This window comes from Halanaerobium hydrogeniformans (assembly GCF_000166415.1).
GTDB classification, from domain to species: Bacteria; Bacillota; Halanaerobiia; order Halanaerobiales; family Halanaerobiaceae; genus Halanaerobium; species Halanaerobium hydrogeniformans.
The window spans coordinates 1,552,809-1,578,698 of sequence record NC_014654.1; the positions used below are offsets into that span (position 1 = coordinate 1,552,809).

Sequence of the window (25,890 nt, forward strand, 5' to 3'; positions counted from 1 at the left end):
ATTGAGATTAGAAAATCACCTTACCGTATTTTCCTCCACCACCAGATTGAAAACTAAATTCTTTATCTCTGGCCCTGGCAATTTTTTTGTATATCCTGCTGCTGAGACATTTTTTTAATTGCTCAGCTCTAAGTTTATGAAGAACATCCATTTCAGTTCCACACTCAGCCAATACTTTCTGGATGGTTTTTTTACCTATTCCAGGAATATCTAAGAGAGGAACCTGATATATATATTGAGGTCTGTGAGTTGGACTTTGTGCTTTTTTTCGAGGAGCTATCTGCAGTATCCTATCCTTAACCCCAACAATCAGCTTGTCTTTACCACAGCTGGGACAGCTTAATACTGCCTCAGGCTGAGCAAAAATCCTGCTGCATTTTTCACAATAAGAGCGATGGTATTTACCAAGCTCAGGGTTTAAAGCAAAATTTTTAATTATTTTTCTACCTTCTTCTCTTTTTAAGACTTTAATGAACTCATTATAATTTAGTTCTTCCATTTTAAAAATATTATATTCTCTGGCAATTTTGGGTAATGAATGAGCATCCGAATTACTTAAAAAACTTTTATCTTTAAGCTCAGGCAGCAGATCAGCCATCTCTGTATCAGCACTCAGTCCAAGCTCTACTGCGGGTATCTGATCCCACTCGGAACCGGAAAATAGTTCAGTATAATTATTAAAAGCTCTCCCATAAAAACTTTTATGGGGTGTAAAAATATGGGCCGGAATTAATATCCCACCGTGAAAACTAACAATTTTTAAAATTTCTTTGCCTGTCAAAGCTGCAGCCTGTGAACTTAAAGTTATATTAGAGATATAATTATCCATCGTGCTGCTAAATTCTTTAATGGTTTTTAATCTAGGAAAAAAAGCCATATAATGGACCTGACCACCATTTTCCTCCCTGCTTTCTATTTCTGCTCCCAGCAGGACAAGTAGAGTATCTTTATATAATATGCCACCTGATTTAAGTTCTTTCATTTCTCCTTTAGCAAGCATTTTTTCAATATCTTTTAATACAACTGGAGAAGCACAGTCGATAATCCCGATTAAATCAAGCCCTTTTTTAAAAGCAGCTTCTTCTAAAATATTGGGAAAATTGAGTTTTCTGGAAGCTGTTATTTTAACTGGACTGCCATCACTACCTCCCCCGATATGAATATGAAGATCAGCAAAAAAATCTTTTAACATTAATATTCACCAAGGTAATGTAAAACGGCGATTAAAGTTTTGCTGTCCTTAAGCTCACCGTTTTTTAGCAGTTCTTGCAACTCTTTTCTGCTTTTTGGAACAACTTCAATGTATTCTCCCTCTTCCAGTTCTGTACCCACATAGGAGAGTCCTTTGGCTTTATAGATATAAATAACTTCTGTGCTGTAACCTGGAGTTGGGTAAAATCTATAGAGTTCACTGAATTCTTCTGCCTGATAACCTGTTTCTTCCCTCAACTCCCGGGAAGCACACTCAACAATTTCTTCATCTATTTCTAATTTACCGGCAGGAATTTCATAAATTACTTCATCAACCGGATATCTATACTGTTTGATTAAAAGCACTTTACCTTCATCATTTTCAGCCAGTACAGAAACCCCTCCACTGTGTTCGACCAGTTCTCTGACTGATTGAATATTATTGCAAAACTCAACTTCATCTCTTTTTAAATTTAAAATATTGCCTGAATAAATAGTTTTTCCACTTACCCTTTTCTCTTTCTTGATTTCCATTATTAACCTCCACTATTAAACTTTATTTTCTACCTTTATTTTATCGGCAATTCTGGCGATGAACTGCGAATTGGTCGGTTTATTATTTTCTTCCTGCATATTGTTAGCAAAATATTTTTCTAAAGCTTTCTGATTCCCTCGATCCCAGACCACCTCTATAGCATGTCTGATCGAACGTTCAACCCTACTTGAGGTAGAATCAAATTCTTCAGCGACCATCGGATAAAGCTTTTTAGTTACTGCTCCTAGAATGTCCATATCTTCTATTACAAGTTCAACTGCATGTCTGATATAGTGATAGCCTTTGATATGGGCAGGAATGGCCATCTCATGTAAAATAGCAGTTATTAAAGCTGTAACATCCTGTTTTGTAGCCTTCTCTTTTTTGCCCTGATATTTAACACTCTTTTGACTTTCAATTTCTGGCTCCATCAGCTGTCTGATTCGCATCGCCAGCTTATCTAAATCAAAAGGTTTCATTATATAATAATCTACTCCCAATTGAATAACCTTTTTCATCATCTGGTCATGACCAAAAGCTGTTAAAGCAATTATTTTCATCTCACTAACCCGATCATCACCATTTAATTCTTCTAAAACACCCATTCCATCTAGATGGGGCATTATTAAATCTATAATTAAAACATCTGGAATTTCATTTTCTTCAAGCAGCTCTAGTGCTTCTTCTCCATTATGGGCAATTCCACCAACATTGAAATCTTCATTCATCTCTAGAAATTCTGCAAGCAGCTGACAGAATTCCTTGTTGTCATCAACAATAAACACACCTATTTTTTCCATTATATTTCCCCCTTAATTTGGTGTTCTAATCATTTTCAGCTGTATAACTCTTCGGCAGCCATATCCAACATCTCTTTAGCATGGGCAATAGTCTTATCGGTCATTTTAGTACCACCGATCATTCTGGCTATCTCTTCTATTCGCTGCTGTTCATCTAATGCATAGATATGGGTGTAGGTTCTGTTTTTACCCTTTTCTTTTTTAATCAAATAATGATGACTGCCTGCAGTTGCAATCTGGGGTAAATGAGTTATACAAATAATCTGTCTGTCTTTTGAGATATAGGCCAGTTTTTCTGCCATCCTAGCAGCGGTTTCTCCACCAACTCCACTGTCAACCTCATCAAAAATCAGGGTATCAACCTGATCAAGACCGGCTGTAATAGTTTTTAAAGCCAGCATAATTCTAGAGATCTCTCCTCCTGAAGCAATTTTAGTCAGAGGACGAAGTTCTTCTCCTTTATTCGGAGATATCAAAAATTCCACCCTGTCAATTCCACTTTCTCCTAAGTCTTTTTTCTGAAAAGAAAGTTCAAACTTTACATCTTCCATTGCCAGATCCTGCAGTTCAGCTTTTAGTTTGGCTTCAAATTCTCCAGCCTGTTTTTTTCTCAATTCAGACAACTTTTCTGCCTTTTTAAGTAATATATTTTTAAGCTCATTTTTTTCTTGCTTGATTTGAGCAATTTTTTCTTCAATATTTTCTAATTTTTTCCTTTTTTCTTGTAGTTCTGCCAAATATTCCAGGATTTCTTCAACACCGTCACCATATTTTCTAAATAATGAATTTAATAAATCGAGCCGATCAGCAGTTAAAGCCAGCTCTTCTTCATCATAATTAAAGCTGCTGCAGTAATCTCCCAGTTCAAAGATAAATTCTTCTAAATTGTAATAGATATCGGCAAAATTTTGATTTAATTCAGCCAGCTTCTTATTATATTCTTTAAGAGATTCCAGCTTGCTTTTCAAGATTGCCATTCTATCGAGCAGTCCCTGTTCACTGTAGTCATCACCACTTAAAGCATTTAAGACTTCTGAAGTGTTCTGATAGATTTCTTCACCATGAGAAAGTGACTGATATTTTTCCTTTAAGCTTTGATATTCTCCGATCTGCAGATTCGCCTTTTCTATCTCATCGATCTGAAAATTTAAAATATCAAGTTCTCTAACCCGTTCTGAGTCATCAATATCAATTTCAGCTAATTCTCTTTTTAACACCTGATATTTTGCATAATTGTCTTTAATATCATTTTTCAATTCTTTGATTTCTGAACCTATAAAAGCATCTAAAATCATTAAATGAGAACTCTGGTCTAAAAGCAGTTGGTGTTCATGTTGACCGTGAATATCGATTAAATAACGGCTTATCTTTTTGACCATCCTTAAAGTTGCCAGCTGACCGTTGATCAATGTTCTATTGCGGCCATTTTCTTTAATTTCCCTGGCGATTAAAATACCGTTTTGCTCTTTTTCTACCCCTGCCTCATCCAAAATATTGTTGATTATCTCCAGTTCAGAGGGTTGAAAAAAAGCAGAAATATAGGCTGCATCTTTAGCGGTTCTAATAACATCTGTATTGGCTCTAGCACCAAGCAAAAGATCCAGAGCCCCTATAATTATAGATTTACCTGCACCTGTTTCTCCACTTAAAATATTAAGGCCCTTTTTAAAATTAATATTTACCTGATCAATTAAAGCAAAGTTTTTTACCTGTAGGTCACTGAGCATCATTTACCTCCTGTCAGCTAAGCTAAATCCATCTTCTCTTTAATGGTCGTATAAAATGTCCTGTCTGGTAATTTTAAGATACAAAGTTCTTTGTCTGCAGCACTGATAAATATTTCATCTCCAGGAATAATCTCATCATTATATCTTCCATCAGCACAGCCTTTGATGTTTTTACCATCACTATCTATTCTAATTCTGATTTCTTCAAGATCAGAAATTACCATAGGTCTTAAATGTAGATTGTGGGGGCAAATTGGGGTGATTAAAATCGCTCTTACCTGTCTGGGATTAATAATAGGACCACCGGCAGAAAGAGAATAGGCGGTAGAACCGGTTGGAGTTGCTATGATTAGGCCATCACCTCTGTATTTATTGACTAACTCATTGTTAATATATAGTTTGATCTGCAGCATATGTGAATCGGGAGATCTATTGATTACATAATCATTGAGAGCATAGCTGCTGGATAGTATTTTACCTGATCTGATTAGTTTAGATTTGATCATCATTCTTTTTTCAATTTGAAAATTGCCATTTGAAATCATCTCAAGGGCTTTTTCAACCTCATCTGTTTCAACATCAGTTAAAAAACCTAAATGACCTACATTAATTCCCAAAAGAGGTAAGTCACTACCAATAAAATGGTGAGAACTGTGTAAAAAAGTTCCATCCCCTCCGATTATAATGACATAATCAGCCTCATTTATTATTTTTTCGTAATCAGCCTTTTTAGCTTCTCTATCTAACTGTAGGGATACACTTTCTTCTACTAGATAATCTTTATCCCTTTTTTCAAACCATTTGATAGCTCTTTTTGCAATAGCAAATGCCTCTTTTTTATCCTGATTTAAGATCAAGGCCGCCTTTTCCATACCTACTTACCTCCCAATTTATTATGAGCAGTGCTGACAGTTCTTTTGATTTTTTTCTGCCATTTTTCTAAATCAAATTCTTCTGTTTTTTTGCAATCAAGGTATTTTAAATGAATTAAATACTCAATATTTTTACTGCTGGCACCTGTGATAGGAGAATAGTCTAAATTTAATGGTAAAAAAGAATTAGCGAGAAAAAATTCACTTAAAGAATTTATTACATCCAGATGAACAGCTGGATCTTTAACCACTCCATTTTTACCAACCCTTTGCCTACCTGCTTCAAACTGAGGTTTGATTAAAGCGATAAAGTCACCTTCTGCCTGCAAAAATTTCTTTACTCCCGGTAATATTAAACGCAATGAAATAAAAGAAACATCTGTCACGATTAAGGGAACTTCGGTTTTTAACTGATCTTTTTCCAGGTGGCGAAAGTTGCATCTTTCCATAACAACCACCCGCTCATCCTGCCTTAACTTCCAGGCCAGCTGACCATAGCCAACATCTATGGCATAAACTTTTTTAGCACCATGCTGTAAAAGACAGTCGGTAAAACCTCCGGTAGAAGCACCTATATCAAGAGCAGCCTTAGCTTCAACTGAAAAATCAAAGTTTTTAATAGCCTTTTCTAATTTAAGTCCACCTCTACTGACATAGGGATTTTTATCTCCTCTAATTTCTATTTCAGCATCTTTGGCAATCTGGGTACCTGCTTTGTCTTCTCTCTGACCATCAACAAAGATCAGCCCAGCCATTATCGCTCGTTTAGCCCGAGAACGGCTTCTAAACAGCCCCCGTTCAGTCAAGACAATATCTAGTCGTTCTTTTTGGGCCATAAAGACTTAGCCTCCCTGTTTTGATCAAGCATCTGCAGCGCATTTTTAAGTATTCCTCTACCATCTAAATCATATTTGCTTCTCATCTCTGCCATTTCTCCCTGGGTTACGAATTCATCACTTATCCCAAGCCGTTTAATATAGGGCAGCTTAAGCTTACTATCATTGAGAAGTTCTAAGATAGCGGAAGAAAATCCACCAGCTAAAACCTGTTCTTCAACGATCAAAATATTTTCCGATTTTTCTGCAGCCTTTAAAATCATTTTTTCATCCAGTGGTTTAACAAATCTTGCATCAATTAAAGCGGTTTTATAGCCATTATTATTTAAAATTTCTGCTGCCTTTTGGGAAGGATAAACAGTTGAACCTATAGCAATTATCGTCAGCTGAGTATCAGCTTTAATTTCGATTAATTCTTCAGCTTTTGCAATTTCTAACTGACTAAATTCTTTTGGCTGATAATCTCCAGCTACACTACCCCTTGGATACCTTAAAATTGCTGGACCCTGATAATTTACAGCAGTATAAAGCATATCCTGCAGCTGAGCTGCATCTTTAGGTGCCATGAGCAAAAGATTTGGAATGGCTCTCAGAAATGAAAAGTCAAAAACACCCTGATGGGTTTCACCATCATTTCCAACTATCCCAGCTCTGTCAAGAGCAAGGGTAAGATCAACATTCTGAATTGCCACATCATGGATCACCTGATCATAGGCTCTCTGTAAAAATGTAGAATAGATCGCACAAACGGGTTTTAGACCACCCTTTGCCAGTCCCGTACTCATCGTTACTGCATGCTGTTCAGCTATTCCCACATCATAGAGTCGATCTGCATAGTTTTCAGCAAAAATGTTCATCCCTGTTCCTGCAGGCATTGCTGCCGTAACCCCTACAATTTTATTGTCTTCAGCAGCTAATCTACTTAAGCTTTCTCCAAAGACCTGACTGTAACTTGCTCTGGTTTTTTTACTTTTGCTGCTGCCATCTGCAATATTAAAGGGACCTACTCCATGAAATTGATCCGGGTTTTCTTCTGCAGGTGGATAACCCCTGCCTTTTTTGGTTAATACATGCAGCATTACCGGTCCGGAAAAGGCTTCTGCTTCTTTAAAGTATTTGATCAATTCTTCGATATTATGACCATCGATTGGACCTAAATATTTAAAACCAAATTCTTCAAATAGGACTCCCTGAATAAAACTGTATTTAAGAGCATTTTTTACCCTCTCAACTGTACCGGAGATTGTACTGCCTATCCGGGGGATCTTATTGATTAAAAATTCTATATCTTCTTTTACCCTTTTTATTTTAGGGTCACTACGCAGCTTAGATAAATAATTAGATAGGGCACCAACATTTCCGGCGATAGACATCTCATTATCATTTAAAATTACATTAATATCTGCCTGAATATCACCAGCATGATTTAAGGCTTCAAAAGCCATCCCACCTGTTAAAGAGCCATCTCCGATTACCGCATAAATATCTCCCTTATCTTTAAGCTGTTTTTTAGCTAAGGCCAGTCCACAGGCAGCAGATATAGAGGTACTGCTGTGTCCTACTCCCAGAATATCATGCGGACTTTCTCCACATTTAGGATAGCCACTAATACCATCTTTCTGTCTTAAACTGTTAAAACAATCTCTGCGTCCTGTTAAAATTTTGTGGGTATAGGCCTGATGACCTACATCCCAGATTATTTTATCCCGGGGGCTGTTCAAATAATAATGAAGGGCCATTGCTAATTCTACTGTACCTAAATTTGAAGCCAAATGTCCACCGGTCCGGGCGATATTTTCAATTAAAAACTCTCTGATCTCAGCTGCTAATTCATCTAATTTATTAAATTTAACTTTTTTAAAATCATCTACTCCATTAATATCTGATAAGTAATTACTCATTATTTCCCCCTCTTTTAAATAAAGCAAATAGATAAGAAAATGACCTGATAAATACGGCCAGTATTTTACCACTCAAAAAGATGATTTCATTTGATTTTTTTATTCCATAATGTTTAAAAAATGCCTTGCCACCAACCGTAAGTGCTGAAGCTAAACCAATAATCACCAGACTGCTGATAAAAAATGAATGGTCATAAAGCTCAGCTATCTGGAGAGCAATTACAGCTCCAGTAGCACCACTGATGGTCCCACAGATATCACCAACAATATCACACATTATGCTGGCAACTTTATCGCCATTTTTAGAAAGATAAAGAGCTGTTTTAGCCCCAAAAACTTTTTTAGCTGCTCTGGCGTTAAAAGGCTCATCTCTTGAAACTGTCGCTGCAACACCTACCATATCCGCTAAAACACCAACTACTATAATAATTAACAGTATTATTACTGCCATCGGTAAAGATACAAACTGCACCTGTGTCTGAGAGACAGAGGTAACACTTACCGCGATAAAAAATGTAAATATAGCAATAATAATACTGCTTCTAAGATTATCCAAAAAAAATACACCTCTATTTATTTAAATAACAGATGGTAGTATGACAGGTAAATGCTGTACCATAGGTCCAGTAGGTTTTCCCCCGGAATACCTGAATGTCACCATTCAGATGATTTCTCTTTAAATCCCGGCTGCAGGGTCTCCCTCTACAGAACTGGATTGCCACTAAGAGCACACTTTAATCCCCGTCATACCCTGAACAAACAGACAGTCTAGAAGTTTTCCTTAACAGCACTTAACTATTCCCTAGCTTCTTTTGCAGTAAAAGTTTCCAGCAGGTTCCACAAAGAGCTGGATCCAGGCTCATTTGTTTTGCTACTGTCTCCAGTACCACTTCAAAGCAGGCTACACTACCAAACCTTGCGGTTTAGGCAGGTGAACCCGATTTCGCTCTATAATATATAACAAAACCAGACCTCCACGGGAAAGGGGTCAACGCCCACATGCCATTGTGGATCGCCCCAAGCCCTTAACTTCCCCTAACAGCCCCCAACTGGGCGTCAGCAGCTGTCAAAAGAAACTTCATCGATATGCCTTTTGACGGATTTTTAGGCCCGCCTTCAAAAATAGTGTGCTGACTAGAATACTGCACCATCTGCATTTTCATTAATTATAACATATTATCATATACCCTTCAATTAATGCTGTCTGCTCAAAACATAATCGACTAGCTTAATTAAAGGTTCTGCCTCTTCCTCAAATATGGCAAGTGAGTTTTTAGCCTTTTTGGCATATTCTACCGCTGCCTCCCTGGCTCCATCAACCCCGAGTAGTTTGGGATAAGTAGACTTGTCAAGCTTTTGATCACTACCGACCTTTTTACCCAGTTTTTCGGTATCACCGGTGACATCGAGCAGATCATCAACCACCTGAAATAAAACACCCAAATTTTCTGCATACTTTTGCAGGGCTTCTTTTTCTGTTCGAGAATAAACCGAGCAGTAGACTCCGCTCAGTACAGATGCCTTGATCAAGGCACCGGTTTTAGCTGCATGTATTTTCTGCATCTCAGCTAAACTTAACTCTTTTTTTTCTGCATCTATATCAAGGGTCTGTCCACCTACCATTCCCAGCATCCCAGAATTAGAAGCGATTAATTTAATAATTTTAATTTTTTTAGCTGGCTCAAGCTCAAGTTCAGACAGTATTTCAAAGGCATAAGTTAAAAGAGCATCACCGGCTAAAATTGCTTTGGCTTCACCGAAAACAAGGTGATTTGTTTTCTTACCCCTTCTCAACTGATCATCATCCATTGCCGGAAGATCATCATGGATCAAAGAATAACTGTGGATCATTTCTAAGGCAGAACCGCTTTTTAAAGCTGCCTGATAGTCACCTTTTAAAAGTTCTGTCGTTAATAATGTTAAAATCGGTCTAATTCTTTTACCACCTGAGAGCAGTGTATAGCGCATGGCCTCACTTAATTCAGGAGCCAGTTCGTCTTCTTTAAGCTCCATTAATTCTTCCAAGCTATTTTCTAATTCAGCAGCCTTGCTCTTTAAGATTGCTTTAAAACCATCCATTTTCTAATCCACCTCAATCTCATCACTAAAAGCCTTTTCCTCAGTAAACTCATCGCCTTCTTTTAACATGATCTCGACTTTTTTCTCTGCCTTATCAAGTTTATCATGACAGAATTTAAGCAGTTTCATCCCTCTGCTGAATTCTTCTAAGGTCTGATCTAAAGAAAGACCTCCCTTTTCCAGTTTATCTACTATTTTTTCTAAATCTTCTAAGGCAGTTTCAAAATTTAAATCTTCAGCTACTTTCTCATTTTCTTTCTCTTTACTCATTCAATTCACCTGCTTTTTCTGTGGAATTAACCTTCAACTTAGCTTTGCCATCGATCAATCTTGCGGTTAAAAGATCTCCACTTTTTATATTATCAACCGAATTAACAGTTTTTTCTGTTTGGTCCTGTAAGATACTGTAACCCCTCTCAAGAGTTTTAAGGGGACTTAAACTACTTAATTTCTGCTGCAGTAAATTATATTTGTTTTCCCAGCTCTTTAACTGTTTTTCTATTTGATAGTTTAAAGTTGTTTCCAGGTTATCAAGTTTTAATTCATAATCTCTAAATATTTCTTCTGGGCGCATAAATATTCTGCGCTCGGCAATGCTCTTTATTTTCTGCTGCTTTTGTTTGAGCTCATTGCTAGTTGTATTGATCAACCTCTGGCTTAAACTTTTAAGTTTATCGAGCATCTCTTCTCTATTGGCTGTGGCAAGTTCTGCTGCTGCAGAGGGTGTGGGAGCCCGTAAATCTGCCACAAAATCAGAAATACAGAAATCACTTTCATGGCCAACCCCACTGATTACCGGCAGCCTGGAATTATAGATGGCCCTGACAACCTCTTCTTCATTAAAAGCCCAGAGATCTTCGATTGAGCCACCACCCCGGCTGACAATTATGAGATCTATGTCATCTCTGCTGTTTAAATATTCGATCGCCTGTTTTATTTCACCGGCAGCCTGTTTACCCTGTACATGGGTGGGAACTATTAAAACCGAAAAGTCTCCACTTCTTCTTTTCATAACAGATAATATATCCCTGATTGCTGCCCCGGTCGGAGAGGTTACTATCCCGATTTTACTGGCCAGTTTTGGGATTTCTTTCTTTTTATCAGCTTCAAAAAGTCCTTCTTCTTTTAAAGCCTTTTTTAATTTTTCATAAGCAGCATAGAGATCTCCCTTACCTGCTTCTTCCATTTCCCGGGCATAAAACTGATATTCTCCCCGCTGAGGGTAGATATCAAGATTACCCCTTGCTGTGACCTGCATTCCATCTTCAGGTTCAAAATCAAGGCTGGAATTATAGCCTTTAAACATCACGGTTTTTAGCTGGGTATTTTCATCTTTGAGGGTAAAATACATATGGCCTGAGCCGTGATGATAAAAATTAGATATTTCCCCGGTTATATAAAAGTCAGAAAGAAGAGTATCTTCTTTAATTAAGCTCTGAAGATACTCGGTAATTTCCTGAACTGTATAAATCTTTTTTTCATCTTTGCTAAAAAGATTTTCTCCATATAAATTAGACATATATATCAGCCATTTCTATTTATCAGATTTATTTAACAAATATTCTTTGATGCTTTTTGCTGCAGTTTTTCCTGCACCCATAGCCTGAATAACCGTTGCAGCACCGGTTACTACATCTCCACCAGCATAGACCCCTTCTCTACTGGTCTGCTGATTATCATTAACCTTAATTCCACCCCAGCTTTTTGTTTCTAGATCTTTGGTGTTTTTAGTTAAGAGAGGGTTAGGGTTGGTTCCAATTGCAATTATCACGGTATCTACATCCAGTTTCCAGTTTGAACCCTCAATGGGAACAGGTCTTCTTCTACCTGAATCATCTTTTTCTCCCAGTTCCATCTGAATACATTCCATCTGGTCTACCCTTCCCTGGTCACCATGGATTTCAACCGGGTTATTTAAGAGCTTGAATATTATCCCTTCTTCTCTGGCATGTTCTATTTCTTCACTCCGGGCTGGCATCTGCTCAGCTGCCCTTCTGTAAACTATATAAACATTTTCAGAGCCCAGTCTTTTGGCAGTTCTAGCAGCATCCATAGCTACATTACCTCCACCAACAACAGCAACTTTATTACCAACTTTGACCGGGGTCTTATATTCAGGATATTTAAATGCTTTCATCAAATTAACCCTTGTTAAAAATTCATTCGCAGAATAAACACCATTTAAGTTTTCACCTGGAATACCTAAAAATCTTGGCAGCCCGGCTCCAACCCCGATAAAAACGGCTTCATAGCCTTCTGCAAAAAGTTCATCTATTGTAATGGTTTTACCGACCAGTACATTTAATCTTATTTCTACTCCCAGGTCTTTAATTGCTTCTACTTCTTTATCGACTATTTCTTTGGGCATTCTAAATTCGGGAATCCCATAACTTAATACACCACCAGTATCATGGAGAGCCTCAAAAATTGTCACTTCAAGGCCAAATCTAACCAAATCAGCTGCTGCGGTTAAACCGGCTGGACCGGCTCCAATTACCGCAACTTTTCTACCTTCAAGCTCTGGTATTTTATTTTTTTCTATTTCTTCTTTTGAGGCCTTATCTGTTCCTCTTTCCATATTATAGTCGGCCACATATCTTTCCAGTCTACCAATAGCAACCGGCTCAAATTTATTCCCCATTACACAAACAAGTTCACACTGTTCTTCCTGGGGACAGACCCTACCACAAACGGCAGGTAAATTATTTTTAGATTTAATTATCTGATTTGCTTTTTCTACATCCCCATCTTTGATAGCCTGAATAAAATCCGGGATCGGAACTTCAACAGGACAGCCATCTACACAGGGTTCATGTTTACACTGCAGACACCTTTCTGCCTCCTGAAGTGCTTCCTCATCTGTATATCCATAGGGGACTTCATCGAAGTTCTTTATTCTTTCTTCTGCTTTCTGTTCTTGCATTGGAGTCTTTTTTTTCTGCATAGCCATTAAATTTCCTCCTTAACAGCGTTGTCTTTTATCTTTTCTTCTTCATTGGTATAGAAATTTAATCTGTTCATTAGCTCAGCAAAATCCACCTTGTGGGCATCAAAAGCTGGCCCATCAACACAGGTAAATTTTGTTTCTCCACCAACTGTAATCCTGCAGGCTCCACACATTCCTGTTCCATCGACCATTATCGCATTTAAACTAACTATGGTTTCAATCCCATATTCTTTAGTCATATCTGCAACTGCTTTCATCATTGGCACAGGTCCGATTGCAACTACCAGATCAATATCCTCTTCTTCCTCTAAAACATCTTTAAGTATTTCAGTTACAAAACCATGATGACCATAACTGCCGTCATCTGTAGCAATATATAATTTATCACTGAATTTTCTTAAATCATCTTCCAGTATAATTAATTTCTTAGTTCTGGCACCGGTAATACTGATCACCTCAGCACCCATTTCGTAAAAGCCTTTTACCTTGGGATAAAGTAGGGCTGTTCCGGTACCTCCCCCGAGTAAAACAACCTTATCATAACCTTCCATATCAATATGATGGCCCAGAGGTCCAACAATATCCCTTATCTGATCACCTTTTTCCATTTTACCGAGTAGTTTGGTAGAATAACCTACTTCCTGAAAAATAATCGTGATACTGCCCTTTTCACGATCATAATCAGCCACAGTAAGTGGAATCCTCTCCCCTTTTTCATCAACCCTTAAAATAATGAAATTACCTGGTTGAGTTTTTTCGGCAATCAAAGGAGCTTTAACCGTCAACTTTTTTATTGTTGGTGCTAATTTTTCTTTTGCCAATACTTCGTACATAATTACCCTCCTGTGCTTTAATTTTTTATATACTATCCTATTGTATAGTTCTTTGTATTCCGGTTTAAATCCTTTAATAAATACCCGAATATTTATATATATTCGAAAAATAAAATATATTGCTTAAAATTTAAGCAATATAAAAGCTCAAAAAGCCATTTAAGCTTGACAAATAAGCATATTTAAGTTAGAATATTCTTTGTCAGAGCGAAAGTGGCGGAACTGGCAGACGCGCTAGGTTCAGGGTCTAGTGGTCTTACGACCGTGAGGGTTCGAATCCCTCCTTTCGCACCATTTTTACTTAAATGTATTTAAAGAGCAGTTAATACTGCTCTTTTTTTCTTTTTAAACTAATCTTTTTATTTTAAAGCATTTACAAATTTTTTGATCCTCAAAAGACCTTCTTCTATTTTTTCTTCACTTAAGGCAAAAGATAATCTGATAAAATTGTCCATACCAAAAGCAATACCCGGTACTACTGCAACATTTCCATTTTTGAGCAGCAGATCAGAAAAGCTTAAGGAATCATTTATCTTTTCTCCCTTTATTTCTTTATTAAGCAGCTCTGAAATATCGATAAAAAAGTAGAAGGCACCAGCCGGTTTGATAGCTTTTATAAAGGGGATCTCATCTAATAATTCAGCCAGCATATCTCTTCTTTTTTCATAAATCTTTCTCCGCTCATTTACTATCTTATCTAAGTCCTTATTGGTTAGAGCTTCAGCACTTGCATACTGAGCAATGGTATTAACATTAGATGTTGTATGACTTTGAATCTTTGCCATATTATTTATCCATTTTTTATTTGCATAACCAAATCCAACCCTCCAGCCGGTCATAGAATAAGTTTTTGACATCCCATTGACTATTAAAATCCGTTCTTTTAGCTCGGGACAGAGCTCGATAATTGAGGTAAATTTTTCTCTGTCATAAAGCAATTTATCATAAATTTCATCACTGATAATAAAAATATCTTCATCTCTTAAGATATCTATTAAAACTTCAAGTTCTTTTTGTGAATAAAAATGCCCATCAGGATTTGAAGGAGAATTTAAAATAATAGCTTTGGTATTTTCAGTTATACTGTTTTTTAATTCTTCAGCAGTAAGCTTATATTTGTTTTCAAATTTGGTCTCAACAAATACTGCCCTACCCCCGGCTAATTTAATCATCTCTGGATATGAAACCCAGTAAGGTTTAGGGATTAAAACCTCGTCACCTTCGTTTAAAATAGCTTTTAAACCGTTAAATAAAACCTGTTTACCACCATTGCAGATAATAACTTCTTCAGTAGAATACTGAAAATCATAGTCACTGGCAAATTTATCTACAACTGCCTTTTTTAATTTTGGCAAACCAGAAGCTGAAGTATAACCTGTATAGCCTTCATCCATTGCCTTAACTGCAGCAGATTTTATAAAGTCTGGAGTTGGAAAATCCGGTTCACCTGCCCCAAAACTTATGATATCTTCACCCTTTTCGATCAGTTTGTTTGCTTTACTGCTCACTGCAATAGTTTTTGACTCTTCTACTTCTGCTATACTAGCTGAATAATCCATTGACTGCACCCCATTTATTAAAATATTAATATGAAAATGGCTAAAAATTTTTTCCTAAATAAAATATAACATAAAACGGGCAATAAATAAAGAAAAATGAGGGCCTAGGCCCTCATTAATTAAGCAAATTTTGCAAGTATCCCATTAATAAATGATGGTGAGCGATCATCTGCAAACTTTTTAGCTATTTTAACCGCTTCATTGATAGCAACTCCAGCCGGCATCTCATGCTGAATTTCATAAATTGCTATTCTGAGGATATTTCTATCAACAGGAGGCATTCTCTCTATGGTCCAATCTATTGCCTGCTCATTTATCTGGGCATCTAAGATCTCTCTTTCAGTGATCACCCCTAATAAAAGCTCTTTAGCATAAATATCTTCTTTTTTAATCTCTTTTTCTTTTAAAAACTCTTTAAAGCTTTTTAGGGCACTTTCTAAATCAAGCTTATTTCTGATATCAAGCCCGTAAAGAATTTGCAAAACCCAGATCCTCTGTTTATGTCTTGAAACCTTTTCCATTCACAATTACCTCATTTCCAACTATTTAAATCTATCTGGTATTACCTTCATAATTATTTTTTTGATATCTTCTTCAAAATTAATTCTTGAACCCAAATAATAACCGAGCAAAGTAGTTATACAGAGCAGCAGTGTTTTAAAAAATCCAATTGTTAAAATTAAAATACCAACAATTAAACCGATTATCGCTCCTGTGATTTTTTTAGGGTTATTAGCTATATAGTTAGATAACCATTCTTTAAATTTCTGAATATCCATTTATATACCACCTCATCCGGATTTATTGGCCAGGTTTTTATCTTTTTTTACATCATTGATACTTATCTGTACCTTTGCTACCTTAATACCTGTTGTCTGCTCAATATATTCTTTTAAATCCCTCTGGATGTTTTCGCTAATTGAAGGTAGATCACCAGGTACTGTAAGTCTACCGCTGAGGATTATTGTTAAACCAGCATCACTTTCATCAAGCTTTATAGAAATATCTTCCAGCTTTTTGCGCTCATTTACTCTATCTTTAATCAAGTTAGAAAGGGCAGCAATCGTAATCGATATATCTCCAGACTCGGAACTTAAAAGTTTGGTCTGCTTGATTTTTTTGTCTGTAAAAAACGGATAGATAATAAAGAGAGCCATCACAAATATCACCAAAAATGATATTGCTGCCTGCAGATTATTATGACTGGCCCGGATAAGATCTGGTAATAAATCAACTGAAATCAGGCCAAAACTATATACTGAAAGAGTCAGTGTTAAAATTATAACCAGTAGAGCTATTATAAATGAAAAAATATTTTTAATTATTTTCATGGCATTACCCCCACTTCTTCTTTATTTAAGCTATAATCTTCTTTAGTCTTCTTCAACTTCTTCTATAGTTTCTGCCTCTACTTCCTCATCTTCAGGTAGATTAACACCCTGTACATGAACATTGATAGTTTTAACATTGAGACCGGTCATACCTTCTACAGCTTCTTTTACATTATCCTGAATCTGCCAGGCTACATCCGGGATAGATTTACCATAATCGATAACAACATAAACATCGATCAAGGCATCTTTTCCATCAACTTCTACTTTAACACCTTTGCTGAGATTTTTTCTCCCCAGCATATCTGCAATACCACCGACCAGGCCACCACTCATTCCGGCCACCCCTTCGATCTCAGTTGCAGCAAGTCCTGTAATGATGCTAACTACTTCATCAGCAATTTTAATAGTGCCTTCATCAACTTCTTCTACTTCTTTATTTTCACCAGTATCTTTTTTTTCTTCACTCATAAATATTCCCTCCCTGAAATACTATTTTAAATCTCCAAAAAACTATCTTTTTATCTCTGCTAACAGTTCATTTTCCGCTTCATAGTGACCAACAATAATGGCACCAATCTTACTGTCACCATCTTTAATAACTTTTACATAGCTGTCATCATCAAGCAGAACTTCTGACTGATAATCACCTTCTTTGTTGAGCTCACCGATAGAAACAACATTTATTCCAGCCACCTTTAATTTATGAGTAGGTATATAACCTTCAAAACTGGTTTCCTGTCCACTCATAACTGCACCAGCAACCTGTCCCTGTTGGATTGAAGGAGGCCAGATTCCATAAATTTTATCATTATGTTCAGCAATATCACCAGCTGCAAAAATATCCTTCTCACAGCTTTGCATCTGCTTATCTACTTTGATCCCCCTATTTATCTCAAGATCACTATCTTCAGCCAGTGAGATATTAGATCTAATCCCTGTAGAAATTAATGCAATATCACAGCTTAACTGATCATTTTCTAAGATAAGCTTATTAACTTTATTGAGGCCTGCAAAACCAACTGTTTTAGCACTGCAGATAACATCTAAGTTTTCATTTTCTATTTTTTGCTTTAAGAGTTTGCCTGCTTTTTTATCTAGCTGCATCGGTAAAAGATAAGGTGCTACTTCAAGCACGGTTGTTTTCAAACCTGCTTTAGCAAGATTATAGGCTATTTCCAGGCCTAAAAGACCTCCTCCAACCACAACTGCAGTTTTAGCTTTTTTTGCAGCTTGATTGATATTTTTTAAGTCCTCTGCATTTTTTAAGGTAAATATGTTATCAAGCTCTACTCCAGAGAATGGAGGAACAAAAGGATGAGAACCATTGGCCAGCAGTAGTTTATCATATTTATAACTTGCTTTTTCACTTTTTATCACTTTATTACTGCTGTCAATCTCAACAATTTTCTCTTCTAGATGAAGAGATATTCCCCTGTCTCGAAACCATTTCTGATCATGAATAATAATATCTTCTACCTCAACTTCCCCGGAAAGACACTCGATTAACCGGGGGCGATAATAAAAGGGGTATGCTTCATCAGTAAAAATAGAGATCTGATCATCATCATTTTTATTTTTAAGAATCTCTTTAGCTGCAGAAACACCAGCGGCTCCAGCACCAACAATTAAATAATCCATTTAAATCCCCCTTAGACAATTCTTTATTTGCTAACCCTCTCTACATAATCACCACTTCTGCTATCGATCTTTATAATATCTCCTTCATTGATAAATAAAGGAACCTGGATTTCAAGTCCGGTTTCCAGGGTTGCTCTTTTTGTACCACCAGAAACAGTATTTCCTTTAACTCCCGGGGGAGTGTTTTCAACTTCTAATTCTACAAAAGTTGGTAGATCAATATCAATAGGACGCTTTTTATAGAGAGAGATTTCTAGCTCCATGTTTTCTTTTAAATAATTAATCTTATCTCGCAGCTGCTCTTCATTTAAAGAGAATTGTTCATAATTTTCATTATCCATGAAAATATAGTCACTGCCATCCCAGTATAAAAACTGCATTTTCTTTTTCTCAACATGGGCAGTTTCTACCTTTTCACCTGCTTTAAATGTCTTATTAATTACATAACCTTCTTCAACATTCCTTAATTTGCTGCGGACAAAAGCACTACCGCGGCCTGATTTAGAGTGCTGAAATTCCAGCACCTGATATACTTCTCCATCCAGTTCTATGGTTAAACCCGTATTGAAATCATTAGTTGATATCAAAACAACCACCTCCACTACTTTATTCTGAATTTAATTATAGCAGAAATAGGCTTTTTAAACAAATTAATTAGAGTACTATTAATTCTTTGGGAGCAGAATTTAAAACCTCACAGCCAGCTTCTGTTATCAGGAGGTCATCTTCAATTCTAACTCCTCCAAATTCTGAGATATAGATACCGGGCTCATCAGTAACAACCATACCTGCTTTTAAAACTCCATCAGAGGTAGGAGATAATCTTGGGTCTTCATGAATTTCAAGTCCTATCCCATGGCCGAGACCATGACCAAAATTATCTTTATAACCGGCCTGTTCTATATAGTCTCTGGCAATTTTATCTGCTTCAACACAGCTTAAACCGGCTTTAATTTCTGAGATTACTTTCTGCTGTGCTGCTAAAACTATCTTATAGATTTCTTTATGTTTGTCTGAAACCTCACCTAAAGCGATCGTTCTGGTAATATCAGAATGATAACCCTGATATACACAACCAAAATCGATTGTTATAAAAGCTCCCTTTTCTACCACCTTATTTGAGGCAACTCCATGGGGAAGAGCTCCCCTTTTATCTGATGCAACAATAAAATCAAAAGCTTTAGCTTCTCCCCCCTGACTTTTCATAAAAAATTCCAATTCAAGCGCTATTTCTCTTTCAGTTTTTCCAGCCTCGATAAAATTGAGCAGGAATTCAAAACCCTGATCAGCTATTGCAACTGCCTTTTTTATTTTTTTTATTTCACTTTTTTCTTTTATCATCCTCAGCTCTTCTATTAAAGATTCCTGGGGCAGCAGTTCCTCTAACTTTAATTTATCTTTAAAATCCTGATACATTTTATAATTGATATCCTTGCTTTCAAAAGCCATTTTTTTAATATTTAAAGACCGAAGAAATTCAGCAAATTTATCGATAAAATTACTGCTTATCTCCTTGATAGTAAAGTTTTCGCACTGTTCGGAAACCTGCTCAAGATAGCGAAAATCAGTAATAAAAAAATTATCTTTTTCGGTAATCAGGATTCTGCCGGCTGTACCGGTAAAATTACTTAAATAGCGGACATTCTCTTTTTTAGTTATTAAAAAGCAGCTTATATTATTTTCTTTCATTTTTTTTCTAAGTTTCTTTATTCTCTTCTCCACTAATATTTCTCCCTTCCCAGAATACTTTTTAAACCCTCTAAAGCCAGAGTATATCCTTTTACACCTAAACCGGTTATCTGGCCCACTGCTACAGCTGCGGTGAGGGATTTATGCCTGAACTCTTCTCTTTTATGAATATTACTGATATGAACTTCTATAACTGGCAGCCTGACTGCAGCCAGAGCATCTCTTAAAATTACGCTCGTATGGGTTAGACCACCTGGATTAATTATTACTCCATCCAGCTGCTCAAAGTTTTGATGCAGATAATCTACAATCTCACCTTCGTGATTGCTCTGCATTATTTCGATTTCAAAATCAAGCTCTTTGGCCTTTCTTTTTAAATTTTTATTAACCATTTCCAGGTTGTTTTTTCCGTAAATTTCCGGTTCTCTTAAACCAAGCATATTTAAATTAGGTCCATGAATTACAGCCACTTTTTGCATAAGTATTCCTCCAGATATTTTTTAATATTTTTATGATCAAATTTATCACTTAAATAAGTATCACCAATATCATTAATTAAAACCCACCACATTTTATTATCACTAATTTTTTTATCGTGAGCAATATATTGCGCTAAATCATCAGGCCCAATATTTTTTGAAGGAAATAGTTGATAATTAAAATTCTGCAGTAGATTTATTATATCTCTAAAACTCTGATCATTTAAAACCCCAATTTTATTTGATAAAAAGGCTGTAAAAGAAATTCCCATTACTACTGCCTCTCCATGTTTGTATTTAAACTTTTCTGCCCCTTCGACCGCATGACCAAAACTGTGGCCTAAATTTAACTTTTTACGCAGACCCTTATCCTTTACATCTTCTGCAACATAATAGTTTTTCATCTCCAGGGAAATCTTAGAAATTCTCTGCATTATTTTTTCCTCAAGCTTTAAGATCTCCCCCTGATTACTTTTTAATAAGGAAAAGAGGGGATCACCATCTAAAATCGCATATTTAATTACCTCACCTAAACCAGATTTTATTTCTGCTTTAGGCAGGGTTTTTAACCAGTCTAAATGATAATATACCATTTCTGCCTGATAAAAACTACCGATCAGGTTTTTAGTATCTTTAAAATTAACAGCTGTTTTGCCACCAACACTGCTGTCAAGCTGTGAAATTAAAGTTGTGGGCATCTGAATCAATTTAAGACCCCTCAAGTAGGTAGAAGCGATAAAACCAGCTAAATCGCCGATTGTACCTCCACCGAAGGCTATTACATAATCTGAACGGGTAAAATTATTATCATATAAGATATCATAAGCCTGATTAAGATATTTAAGATCTTTTATCTTTTCTCCTGCTTCTAGTTTAAACTCAACGATCTCTGCCTGCTCTTCTAAGAGCTCAATAAAGCCTTTTCCATGTAATGTAATAACTTCTTTATCAGCAACTAAAAGCACCTTGCGTCCTGCAATTTTGTTCAGGATTTTCTTGAAGGAGTTCTTTTTATAAGTATTATTAATTATTACAGGATATTCTATATCATTATTTTCAATTTTGATTTCTATTTTCTGGTCTGGAATTCTCTTTAAAATCTCTTCAGCAATTTCTTCAGGACCATGCTGGTTGCTGTCTATGTGTTCGGGAATATCCTGATAAACCTCTCTTCTTTCTTCGAGAAGCTTTCTCACTTTTTTCAAGGGATCATCAACCTCTAAAAGTGGTCTTACTATCTCAGAGTCAGCACATCTTTTGATAACTTCTTCTGCACTAACATCTATACAGAATATTTCACTTTCTTCGATTAGTTTTTCCCTTAATTCATCATCAAGCACTGCTCCTCCACCTAAAGCAATCACTGCATCTTCTTTGCTTTCTAAAAGGTGGTTAACGGTTTCTTTTTCTACCTTGCGGAAATATGCCTCACCATGCTGAGCAAATATCTCCGGAATAGATTTCCCTTCTCGCTTAACAATCTCTTCATCATTATCATAAAATTTTAGATCTTGTTTTTCTGCTAAAATCTTTGCTACTGTACTTTTTCCAGCAGCCATAAAACCTGCTAAAAATATTTTCATCCTGCTTCCTCCTCAGAATTCTCATTTTCAAATCTTATTATATATGCTCCTGCAAATCCTAAAACGGTCCAGTAAATTGGAGCAACTGTAATTACACTGATATTTAATACAGCCTGAAGCACATAGCCAATTATGGCAAAAAAGAGACAGCTTTTAACAAATCTATTTTGATCCTCTTCCCTGCTCAAATCAATATTTTTAAAACTTTCTGGTTTAAGTTTAAATAAAATATAGCTAATTAAAAATAAGTAGATAAACAAAGCCGGTAAACCTGTGGTTACACCAAGCTGTATGTACTCTGAATGGGCTTTATCTACTATCTGCCTTTGATTTCCCTTAAATTCCTGAAAATCTTCCTGGGGGAAAACCTCAGCAAAATTGTCAGGACCTACCCCTAAAAGTGGTCTCTCAAACATTAAAGGCAGTGAATTCCTATATATAAACATCCTTGAACTTCCCACATGATCTATAATTTCTTCCTCCCCAGAAGAAAGATCATGAAAATCCCCAAAAATACTTAAAAATCTACTGCTAACCACCCCTCCATGAAAAAAGTTGATAAATATAGTGATCAGTAAAAATAATACTAAGATTTTAATTAACTCTCTTTTTTTCTTTTTAAGATAATCAAAGAGAACAGCTAAAGCAATCAATGCTGTGATAAAAAAGGCCAGCCAGCTTCCGCGGGTTGCTGTAGCAAGCATAAAAGCATAAATTAAGCCACTGCTTAAGAAAGCAAAAAGTTTATATTTTTCTTTTTTTAAAACGAAATATGAAAATATAACAGCAGGTAAAACAAGAACCGCAAAACTGGCAGCAAAATTGGGATTACCAAAAGTTGCAAAAGCCCTGTACCAGTTCTCCCTTATCGGATCTCTTGTTATAAAATCAAAGCCAAAAAATTGCATTAATCCATAAAGTGCTAAGATCACTGCTGAACCCCAGATAAGAAAAGCATAATTTTTAAAATCTTTTAATTCTTCCACAAAATTAGCAGTCAAAAATGCTAAAAACAAATAGCTGCCTAAACTGATAAATCCCTCCCAGCGGTAAACCCTGCCATTTAATGCTGTATATCTATCGATAGCAAAAAAAGTTGAAAGGGAAAAAAGCAGAAAAAGACTTAAAATCAAATAATTAAACAAATTACCTTTGATGATTTTATCGCTTTTGATAATTAAATAGAGAAAGATTAAAAGTAAGACAAAAATACTAATAGATAATATATTTAAACGGGGTAGATATATATTATCAAAACGAGATAATTGATAATTACCACCATCTATTTTATATAAATCAAATTCCCTGTAAAAAGGTAAGTAGGCAAAAAGGATAAAGAAATTACAGAGAAAAATTATATAAATAATAGCTTTTTTTAGTTTTTTTCTTAACTCAATTTCATCCATAAAATCAACTGCTTTCTATTAATACTTTTTATTAAGAAAAAATTCAGGGTTTCCCCTGAATTAAATTTCGATAAAAGAAGAAAATCTCCTTTTTTAGTTATCTAAAATCTCTTTTATTTCTTCACTTGTTAATGGGATAAAACTACTACTTTTATAATTCTCTTTCTCTGTACTTAATTCCTGCATATTTTTGCCTAATTCTTTACTTTCCTCCTTATTAACCGTATTTTCACTATAAATAATTTCTGGACTGATGAAGATCATTAGTTCTGAATTCATTACCGTGCTTTTTTCTGATTTAAATAAATTACCGAAAAGAGGTAGCTCAGAAAAGAAGGGTATTTTACTTAAAGATTTAATTTCATCTTCTTTAATTAAACCTCCGATCGCTAAAACCTGCTCGTTTTCTAAAATAACGGTTGTTTCAGCACTGCGAGAGTTAACCGCTGGCAGTCCATCAGAAACTACCTGGCCGATACTGTTGACAGAGGGTTTAATTTCTAAGAGGATCTGATTATCATTGATTATTTTAGGTAGAAACTCTAAAACTATCCCTGCCTCAATATAGCTTAAGCTGGAAACGATATTATCGCCTTCTACCCTTTCTAATTTAACTGGTATCTGATCACCGATTACAAGTTTTGCTTTTTGTCTGTCTAAGGTCATCAAACTGGGATTCGCCAGAATATTAGAAGCTCCCTCTTCTTCTAATATTTTTAAAGTATCAGGCCAGTTAACCCGTATTTTTTCTATACTGCCTGAATCATCTTTAATAAAACTAAGTTCAGAGAGTTGATCTGGATTGATACCCAGTTCTTTAACCTTATTGCGGCTAATTTCTTCAATTCTGGCCTTTATTAAAACCTGTTTTTGAGGACGATCAAGCCCAGCAATTAATTTTTCAATCTGTTGATGTTCTTTTTCTGAGGCTTCAAGTAATATCCCATCACTTTCTAAATTGATAAAATTAAGGTCACTGAATATTTTTTGTAAATGCTCAATTGCTCTTTCTGAATTTATATTTTCTAAAAGATAGTTTTTCTTGATCAGCTTTTTGTCTTGAGCCTCTATATTTTCTCTACTGCTTACATAGATCGTGTTTTCTGTTTTTCGATAGCTCAGATCAAAACTTTGCGTAATCAGATTTAGAGCATCAACAAATTTAATCTCATCAAAAATCGCGGTAACATTTCCGCTAACATAGCTATCACAGATTAAGTTTACTCCACCTAAATCTGCTAGAATAATTAAGGCTCTCTCTAATTCTACATTATTTAAGTTAACACTAACCCTTTTCTGGCTTAACTCAGCTGCAAAAACCAGCGAAAGATCTAAGAGTAGAATTAATAACACTAAAAAAAGGATTAAAATTATTCTTTTTTTATTCAACTTTATTATCCCCCCAGACTGATAATTTTACTTTAAAATTCTCTAAAGTTATCATTACTTCTTTAGCCTCAATATTTTTAATTAGAAAACCTGCTAATTTTTCTCCTTCTCTTTTTTCAATAAACTGATTTTGAAATTGAAAAATAGCCAGACTGTGATTTTTATCTTTAATAATTCCCTGCAGTTTGAAGGGAATATCTATTTTTTCTGCCCTATTATATATTAAATCTTCTACCTCTTTTTCTTCAGAAAAAATTTGCTGATCTGCATTTTCTGGATACCAGAAATCTTCTCCACCGGCAAAAACTAATAGTTCCTCTTCTTTGACTGCAGTTTTTTGATCATTATCTGACTCGATTTGCTGATTAAAAAATGGGTCCTGCAGCTCATCTATGGAAGCTATCATCTTCGTGCTGTCTTCTTCAGCTGAGCTTTGTTCATCAGTCTCAATATCAGTCTCAATAACTTCAGTCTCATTTTCAACTACAGTCAATTCTTCGGCCGACTCTCCTTTGAAATTATTAAATAAAACTGCTGCAATTAATATGATTAAGATCGTGATTAAGACAAGGAGCAATTCTTTTTTCTTGATCTTTGCTGCCATATTTATCAACTCATTTTCCCCTTATTATTCTTAAATCAAAGAGGAGATCATTACCTTCTCTGGCCAGCTTAATCCGGGCCGGCATTATACCCTGCTGCTCAGTTTCCAGATATTTTAAAAAGTTAAAAGCAGAGTTAAAATCTCCTCTAAAATTTAAGTTTATTTGCTCACTGCTGCTGTTAAAACGCAGCAGCTTCAAACCAAAGCTGCCACCTGTTTGAATTAACTGAGCAGCTCTTTTTTCTAAATTAATATTTAAATTTTGAAGGTTTTTATTGTTTTGAAATTTTTTTTCTTGATAGAGTTTTTCTGCTTTTAATAAATTGTTTTCTGTACTGACAGCTTCTAGCTTTAAATTATTGAAAGCTTTAAAATTCCTATCTACATTAAAAGCTGTATAACAAAGCATTAATATAATCAAAATTAAGAGTATTATTTTAAACTGTGTATCGGTGATTAGCTTCATTCTAACCCCTCCAAAACTATGA

At 35.6% G+C, this 25,890-nt stretch carries 27 protein-coding genes and 1 tRNA gene; 1 reads left to right on the forward strand and 27 read right to left on the reverse strand.

What is annotated here, in order from left to right; genetic code table 11:
- Positions 1-7 precede the first annotated feature (7 nt).
- The 13 genes from HALSA_RS06985 to HALSA_RS07045 form a co-directional block, all read right to left on the reverse strand.
- Positions 8-1,192 (reverse strand): endonuclease Q family protein, encoded by a 1,185-nt coding sequence (locus HALSA_RS06985; RefSeq protein WP_013405891.1) that lies wholly within the window; start codon positions 1,190-1,192, stop codon positions 8-10.
- A complete protein-coding gene (locus HALSA_RS06990; protein WP_013405892.1) occupies positions 1,192-1,725 on the reverse strand; it encodes an NUDIX domain-containing protein in 534 nt (177 codons plus the stop codon). The genes HALSA_RS06985 and HALSA_RS06990 overlap by 1 nt, the downstream gene beginning before the upstream one ends.
- 15 nt (positions 1,726-1,740) lie before the next feature.
- Complete coding sequence (gene spo0A / locus HALSA_RS06995; protein ID WP_013405893.1) at positions 1,741-2,526, reverse strand: sporulation transcription factor Spo0A; 786 nt, start codon at positions 2,524-2,526, stop codon at positions 1,741-1,743.
- 35 nt (positions 2,527-2,561) lie between these two features.
- Positions 2,562-4,253 (reverse strand): DNA repair protein RecN, encoded by a 1,692-nt coding sequence (gene recN, locus HALSA_RS07000; protein WP_013405894.1) that lies wholly within the window; start codon positions 4,251-4,253, stop codon positions 2,562-2,564.
- A 17-nt stretch (positions 4,254-4,270) separates the two neighbouring features.
- Entirely contained in the window at positions 4,271-5,125 is an 855-nt protein-coding gene (locus HALSA_RS07005) for an NAD(+)/NADH kinase (protein WP_013405895.1), read from the reverse strand.
- Between the two features lie 2 nt (positions 5,126-5,127).
- Positions 5,128-5,961, reverse strand: coding sequence for a TlyA family RNA methyltransferase (locus tag HALSA_RS07010; RefSeq protein WP_013405896.1), 834 nt, complete (start codon positions 5,959-5,961; stop codon positions 5,128-5,130).
- Complete coding sequence (gene dxs, locus HALSA_RS07015; protein WP_013405897.1) at positions 5,940-7,862, reverse strand: 1-deoxy-D-xylulose-5-phosphate synthase; 1,923 nt, start codon at positions 7,860-7,862, stop codon at positions 5,940-5,942. The genes HALSA_RS07010 and dxs overlap by 22 nt, the downstream gene beginning before the upstream one ends.
- Positions 7,855-8,418, reverse strand: coding sequence for a hypothetical protein (locus tag HALSA_RS07020; protein ID WP_013405898.1), 564 nt, complete (start codon positions 8,416-8,418; stop codon positions 7,855-7,857). Before HALSA_RS07020 ends, dxs begins: the two co-directional genes overlap by 8 nt.
- A gap of 638 nt (positions 8,419-9,056) precedes the next feature.
- Positions 9,057-9,941, reverse strand: coding sequence for a polyprenyl synthetase family protein (locus tag HALSA_RS07025; RefSeq protein ID WP_013405899.1), 885 nt, complete (start codon positions 9,939-9,941; stop codon positions 9,057-9,059).
- A gap of 3 nt (positions 9,942-9,944) precedes the next feature.
- Entirely contained in the window at positions 9,945-10,211 is a 267-nt protein-coding gene (gene xseB / locus HALSA_RS07030) for an exodeoxyribonuclease VII small subunit (protein WP_013405900.1), read from the reverse strand.
- Positions 10,204-11,460 (reverse strand): exodeoxyribonuclease VII large subunit, encoded by a 1,257-nt coding sequence (xseA, locus tag HALSA_RS07035; protein ID WP_013405901.1) that lies wholly within the window; start codon positions 11,458-11,460, stop codon positions 10,204-10,206. Before xseA ends, xseB begins: the two co-directional genes overlap by 8 nt.
- A gap of 15 nt (positions 11,461-11,475) precedes the next feature.
- Positions 11,476-12,891 (reverse strand): NADPH-dependent glutamate synthase, encoded by a 1,416-nt coding sequence (gene gltA, locus HALSA_RS07040; RefSeq protein WP_013405902.1) that lies wholly within the window; start codon positions 12,889-12,891, stop codon positions 11,476-11,478.
- Positions 12,891-13,721 carry a sulfide/dihydroorotate dehydrogenase-like FAD/NAD-binding protein gene (locus HALSA_RS07045; RefSeq protein WP_013405903.1) on the reverse strand — a complete coding sequence of 277 codons (831 nt, stop codon included), beginning with the start codon at positions 13,719-13,721 and terminating at the stop codon, positions 12,891-12,893. Before HALSA_RS07045 ends, gltA begins: the two co-directional genes overlap by 1 nt.
- 207 nt (positions 13,722-13,928) lie before the next feature.
- Here HALSA_RS07045 and HALSA_RS07050 point away from each other — a divergent pair.
- Positions 13,929-14,015: transfer RNA gene (locus HALSA_RS07050), tRNA-Leu, on the forward strand.
- Between the two features lie 65 nt (positions 14,016-14,080).
- Here HALSA_RS07050 and HALSA_RS07055 read toward each other — a convergent pair.
- From HALSA_RS07055 to HALSA_RS07120, 14 genes are all read right to left on the reverse strand, one after another.
- On the reverse strand, positions 14,081-15,280 hold the full coding sequence (locus HALSA_RS07055; protein WP_013405904.1) for a pyridoxal phosphate-dependent aminotransferase: 1,200 nt from the start codon (positions 15,278-15,280) through the stop codon (positions 14,081-14,083).
- 119 nt (positions 15,281-15,399) lie between these two features.
- Positions 15,400-15,801 carry a transcription antitermination factor NusB gene (gene nusB, locus HALSA_RS07060; RefSeq protein WP_013405905.1) on the reverse strand — a complete coding sequence of 134 codons (402 nt, stop codon included), beginning with the start codon at positions 15,799-15,801 and terminating at the stop codon, positions 15,400-15,402.
- A 21-nt stretch (positions 15,802-15,822) separates the two neighbouring features.
- Entirely contained in the window at positions 15,823-16,059 is a 237-nt protein-coding gene (locus HALSA_RS07065) for a DUF2273 domain-containing protein (RefSeq protein ID WP_013405906.1), read from the reverse strand.
- A 12-nt stretch (positions 16,060-16,071) separates the two neighbouring features.
- A complete protein-coding gene (amaP, locus tag HALSA_RS07070) occupies positions 16,072-16,611 on the reverse strand; it encodes an alkaline shock response membrane anchor protein AmaP (protein WP_013405907.1) in 540 nt (179 codons plus the stop codon).
- 42 nt (positions 16,612-16,653) lie between these two features.
- Complete coding sequence (locus tag HALSA_RS07075) at positions 16,654-17,082, reverse strand: Asp23/Gls24 family envelope stress response protein (RefSeq protein WP_013405908.1); 429 nt, start codon at positions 17,080-17,082, stop codon at positions 16,654-16,656.
- Positions 17,083-17,124: 42 nt separating this feature from the next.
- Positions 17,125-18,252: an NAD(P)/FAD-dependent oxidoreductase gene (locus HALSA_RS07080; protein ID WP_013405909.1), complete on the reverse strand. Its 1,128-nt coding sequence runs from the start codon at positions 18,250-18,252 to the stop codon at positions 17,125-17,127.
- A 23-nt stretch (positions 18,253-18,275) separates the two neighbouring features.
- Positions 18,276-18,839: an elongation factor P gene (gene efp, locus HALSA_RS07085; protein WP_013405910.1), complete on the reverse strand. Its 564-nt coding sequence runs from the start codon at positions 18,837-18,839 to the stop codon at positions 18,276-18,278.
- A 67-nt stretch (positions 18,840-18,906) separates the two neighbouring features.
- On the reverse strand, positions 18,907-19,974 hold the full coding sequence (locus HALSA_RS07090; protein WP_013405911.1) for a M24 family metallopeptidase: 1,068 nt from the start codon (positions 19,972-19,974) through the stop codon (positions 18,907-18,909).
- Positions 19,974-20,420, reverse strand: a complete 447-nt coding sequence (gene aroQ / locus HALSA_RS07095; protein ID WP_013405912.1) for a type II 3-dehydroquinate dehydratase — start codon at positions 20,418-20,420, stop codon at positions 19,974-19,976. The genes HALSA_RS07090 and aroQ overlap by 1 nt, the downstream gene beginning before the upstream one ends.
- Positions 20,402-22,003: a 3-dehydroquinate synthase gene (gene aroB / locus HALSA_RS07100; RefSeq protein WP_013405913.1), complete on the reverse strand. Its 1,602-nt coding sequence runs from the start codon at positions 22,001-22,003 to the stop codon at positions 20,402-20,404. Before aroB ends, aroQ begins: the two co-directional genes overlap by 19 nt.
- Entirely contained in the window at positions 22,000-23,409 is a 1,410-nt protein-coding gene (locus tag HALSA_RS07105; protein ID WP_013405914.1) for an O-antigen ligase family protein, read from the reverse strand. Before HALSA_RS07105 ends, aroB begins: the two co-directional genes overlap by 4 nt.
- A gap of 93 nt (positions 23,410-23,502) precedes the next feature.
- Complete coding sequence (locus tag HALSA_RS07110) at positions 23,503-24,798, reverse strand: type II secretion system protein GspD (protein ID WP_013405915.1); 1,296 nt, start codon at positions 24,796-24,798, stop codon at positions 23,503-23,505.
- Entirely contained in the window at positions 24,791-25,411 is a 621-nt protein-coding gene (locus HALSA_RS07115; protein WP_041595806.1) for a hypothetical protein, read from the reverse strand. The genes HALSA_RS07110 and HALSA_RS07115 overlap by 8 nt, the downstream gene beginning before the upstream one ends.
- A 1-nt stretch (position 25,412) precedes the next feature.
- Entirely contained in the window at positions 25,413-25,868 is a 456-nt protein-coding gene (locus tag HALSA_RS07120; RefSeq protein WP_013405917.1) for a hypothetical protein, read from the reverse strand.
- Positions 25,869-25,890: the final 22 nt, after the last annotated feature.

Bases quoted from the DNA above. Each gene is read 5' to 3' on its own strand.
- HALSA_RS06990 (WP_013405892.1), bottom strand. From the start codon at position 1,725: ATGGAAATCAAGAAAGAGAAAAGGGTAAGTGGAAAAACTATTTATTCA.
- HALSA_RS07010 (WP_013405896.1), bottom strand. From the start codon at position 5,961: ATGGCCCAAAAAGAACGACTAGATATTGTCTTGACTGAACGGGGGCTG.
- HALSA_RS07075 (WP_013405908.1), bottom strand. From the start codon at position 17,082: ATGAGTGAAGAAAAAAAAGATACTGGTGAAAATAAAGAAGTAGAAGAA.
- amaP (WP_013405907.1), bottom strand. From the start codon at position 16,611: ATGAAAATAATTAAAAATATTTTTTCATTTATAATAGCTCTACTGGTT.
- HALSA_RS07080 (WP_013405909.1), bottom strand. From the start codon at position 18,252: ATGGATTATTTAATTGTTGGTGCTGGAGCCGCTGGTGTTTCTGCAGCT.
- HALSA_RS07045 (WP_013405903.1), bottom strand. From the start codon at position 13,721: ATGTACGAAGTATTGGCAAAAGAAAAATTAGCACCAACAATAAAAAAG.
- spo0A (WP_013405893.1), bottom strand. From the start codon at position 2,526: ATGGAAAAAATAGGTGTGTTTATTGTTGATGACAACAAGGAATTCTGT.
- HALSA_RS07105 (WP_013405914.1), bottom strand. From the start codon at position 23,409: ATGGATGAAATTGAGTTAAGAAAAAAACTAAAAAAAGCTATTATTTAT.
- gltA (WP_013405902.1), bottom strand. From the start codon at position 12,891: ATGGCTATGCAGAAAAAAAAGACTCCAATGCAAGAACAGAAAGCAGAA.
- HALSA_RS07065 (WP_013405906.1), bottom strand. From the start codon at position 16,059: ATGGATATTCAGAAATTTAAAGAATGGTTATCTAACTATATAGCTAAT.
- HALSA_RS07025 (WP_013405899.1), bottom strand. From the start codon at position 9,941: ATGGATGGTTTTAAAGCAATCTTAAAGAGCAAGGCTGCTGAATTAGAA.
- HALSA_RS07055 (WP_013405904.1), bottom strand. From the start codon at position 15,280: ATGGATTATTCAGCTAGTATAGCAGAAGTAGAAGAGTCAAAAACTATT.
- HALSA_RS06985 (WP_013405891.1), bottom strand. From the start codon at position 1,192: ATGTTAAAAGATTTTTTTGCTGATCTTCATATTCATATCGGGGGAGGT.
- recN (WP_013405894.1), bottom strand. From the start codon at position 4,253: ATGCTCAGTGACCTACAGGTAAAAAACTTTGCTTTAATTGATCAGGTA.
- aroB (WP_013405913.1), bottom strand. From the start codon at position 22,003: ATGAAAATATTTTTAGCAGGTTTTATGGCTGCTGGAAAAAGTACAGTA.
- xseA (WP_013405901.1), bottom strand. From the start codon at position 11,460: ATGTCTAATTTATATGGAGAAAATCTTTTTAGCAAAGATGAAAAAAAG.
- nusB (WP_013405905.1), bottom strand. From the start codon at position 15,801: ATGGAAAAGGTTTCAAGACATAAACAGAGGATCTGGGTTTTGCAAATT.
- dxs (WP_013405897.1), bottom strand. From the start codon at position 7,862: ATGAGTAATTACTTATCAGATATTAATGGAGTAGATGATTTTAAAAAA.
- aroQ (WP_013405912.1), bottom strand. From the start codon at position 20,420: ATGCAAAAAGTGGCTGTAATTCATGGACCTAATTTAAATATGCTTGGT.
- HALSA_RS07005 (WP_013405895.1), bottom strand. From the start codon at position 5,125: ATGGAAAAGGCGGCCTTGATCTTAAATCAGGATAAAAAAGAGGCATTT.
- HALSA_RS07120 (WP_013405917.1), bottom strand. From the start codon at position 25,868: ATGAAGCTAATCACCGATACACAGTTTAAAATAATACTCTTAATTTTG.
- xseB (WP_013405900.1), bottom strand. From the start codon at position 10,211: ATGAGTAAAGAGAAAGAAAATGAGAAAGTAGCTGAAGATTTAAATTTT.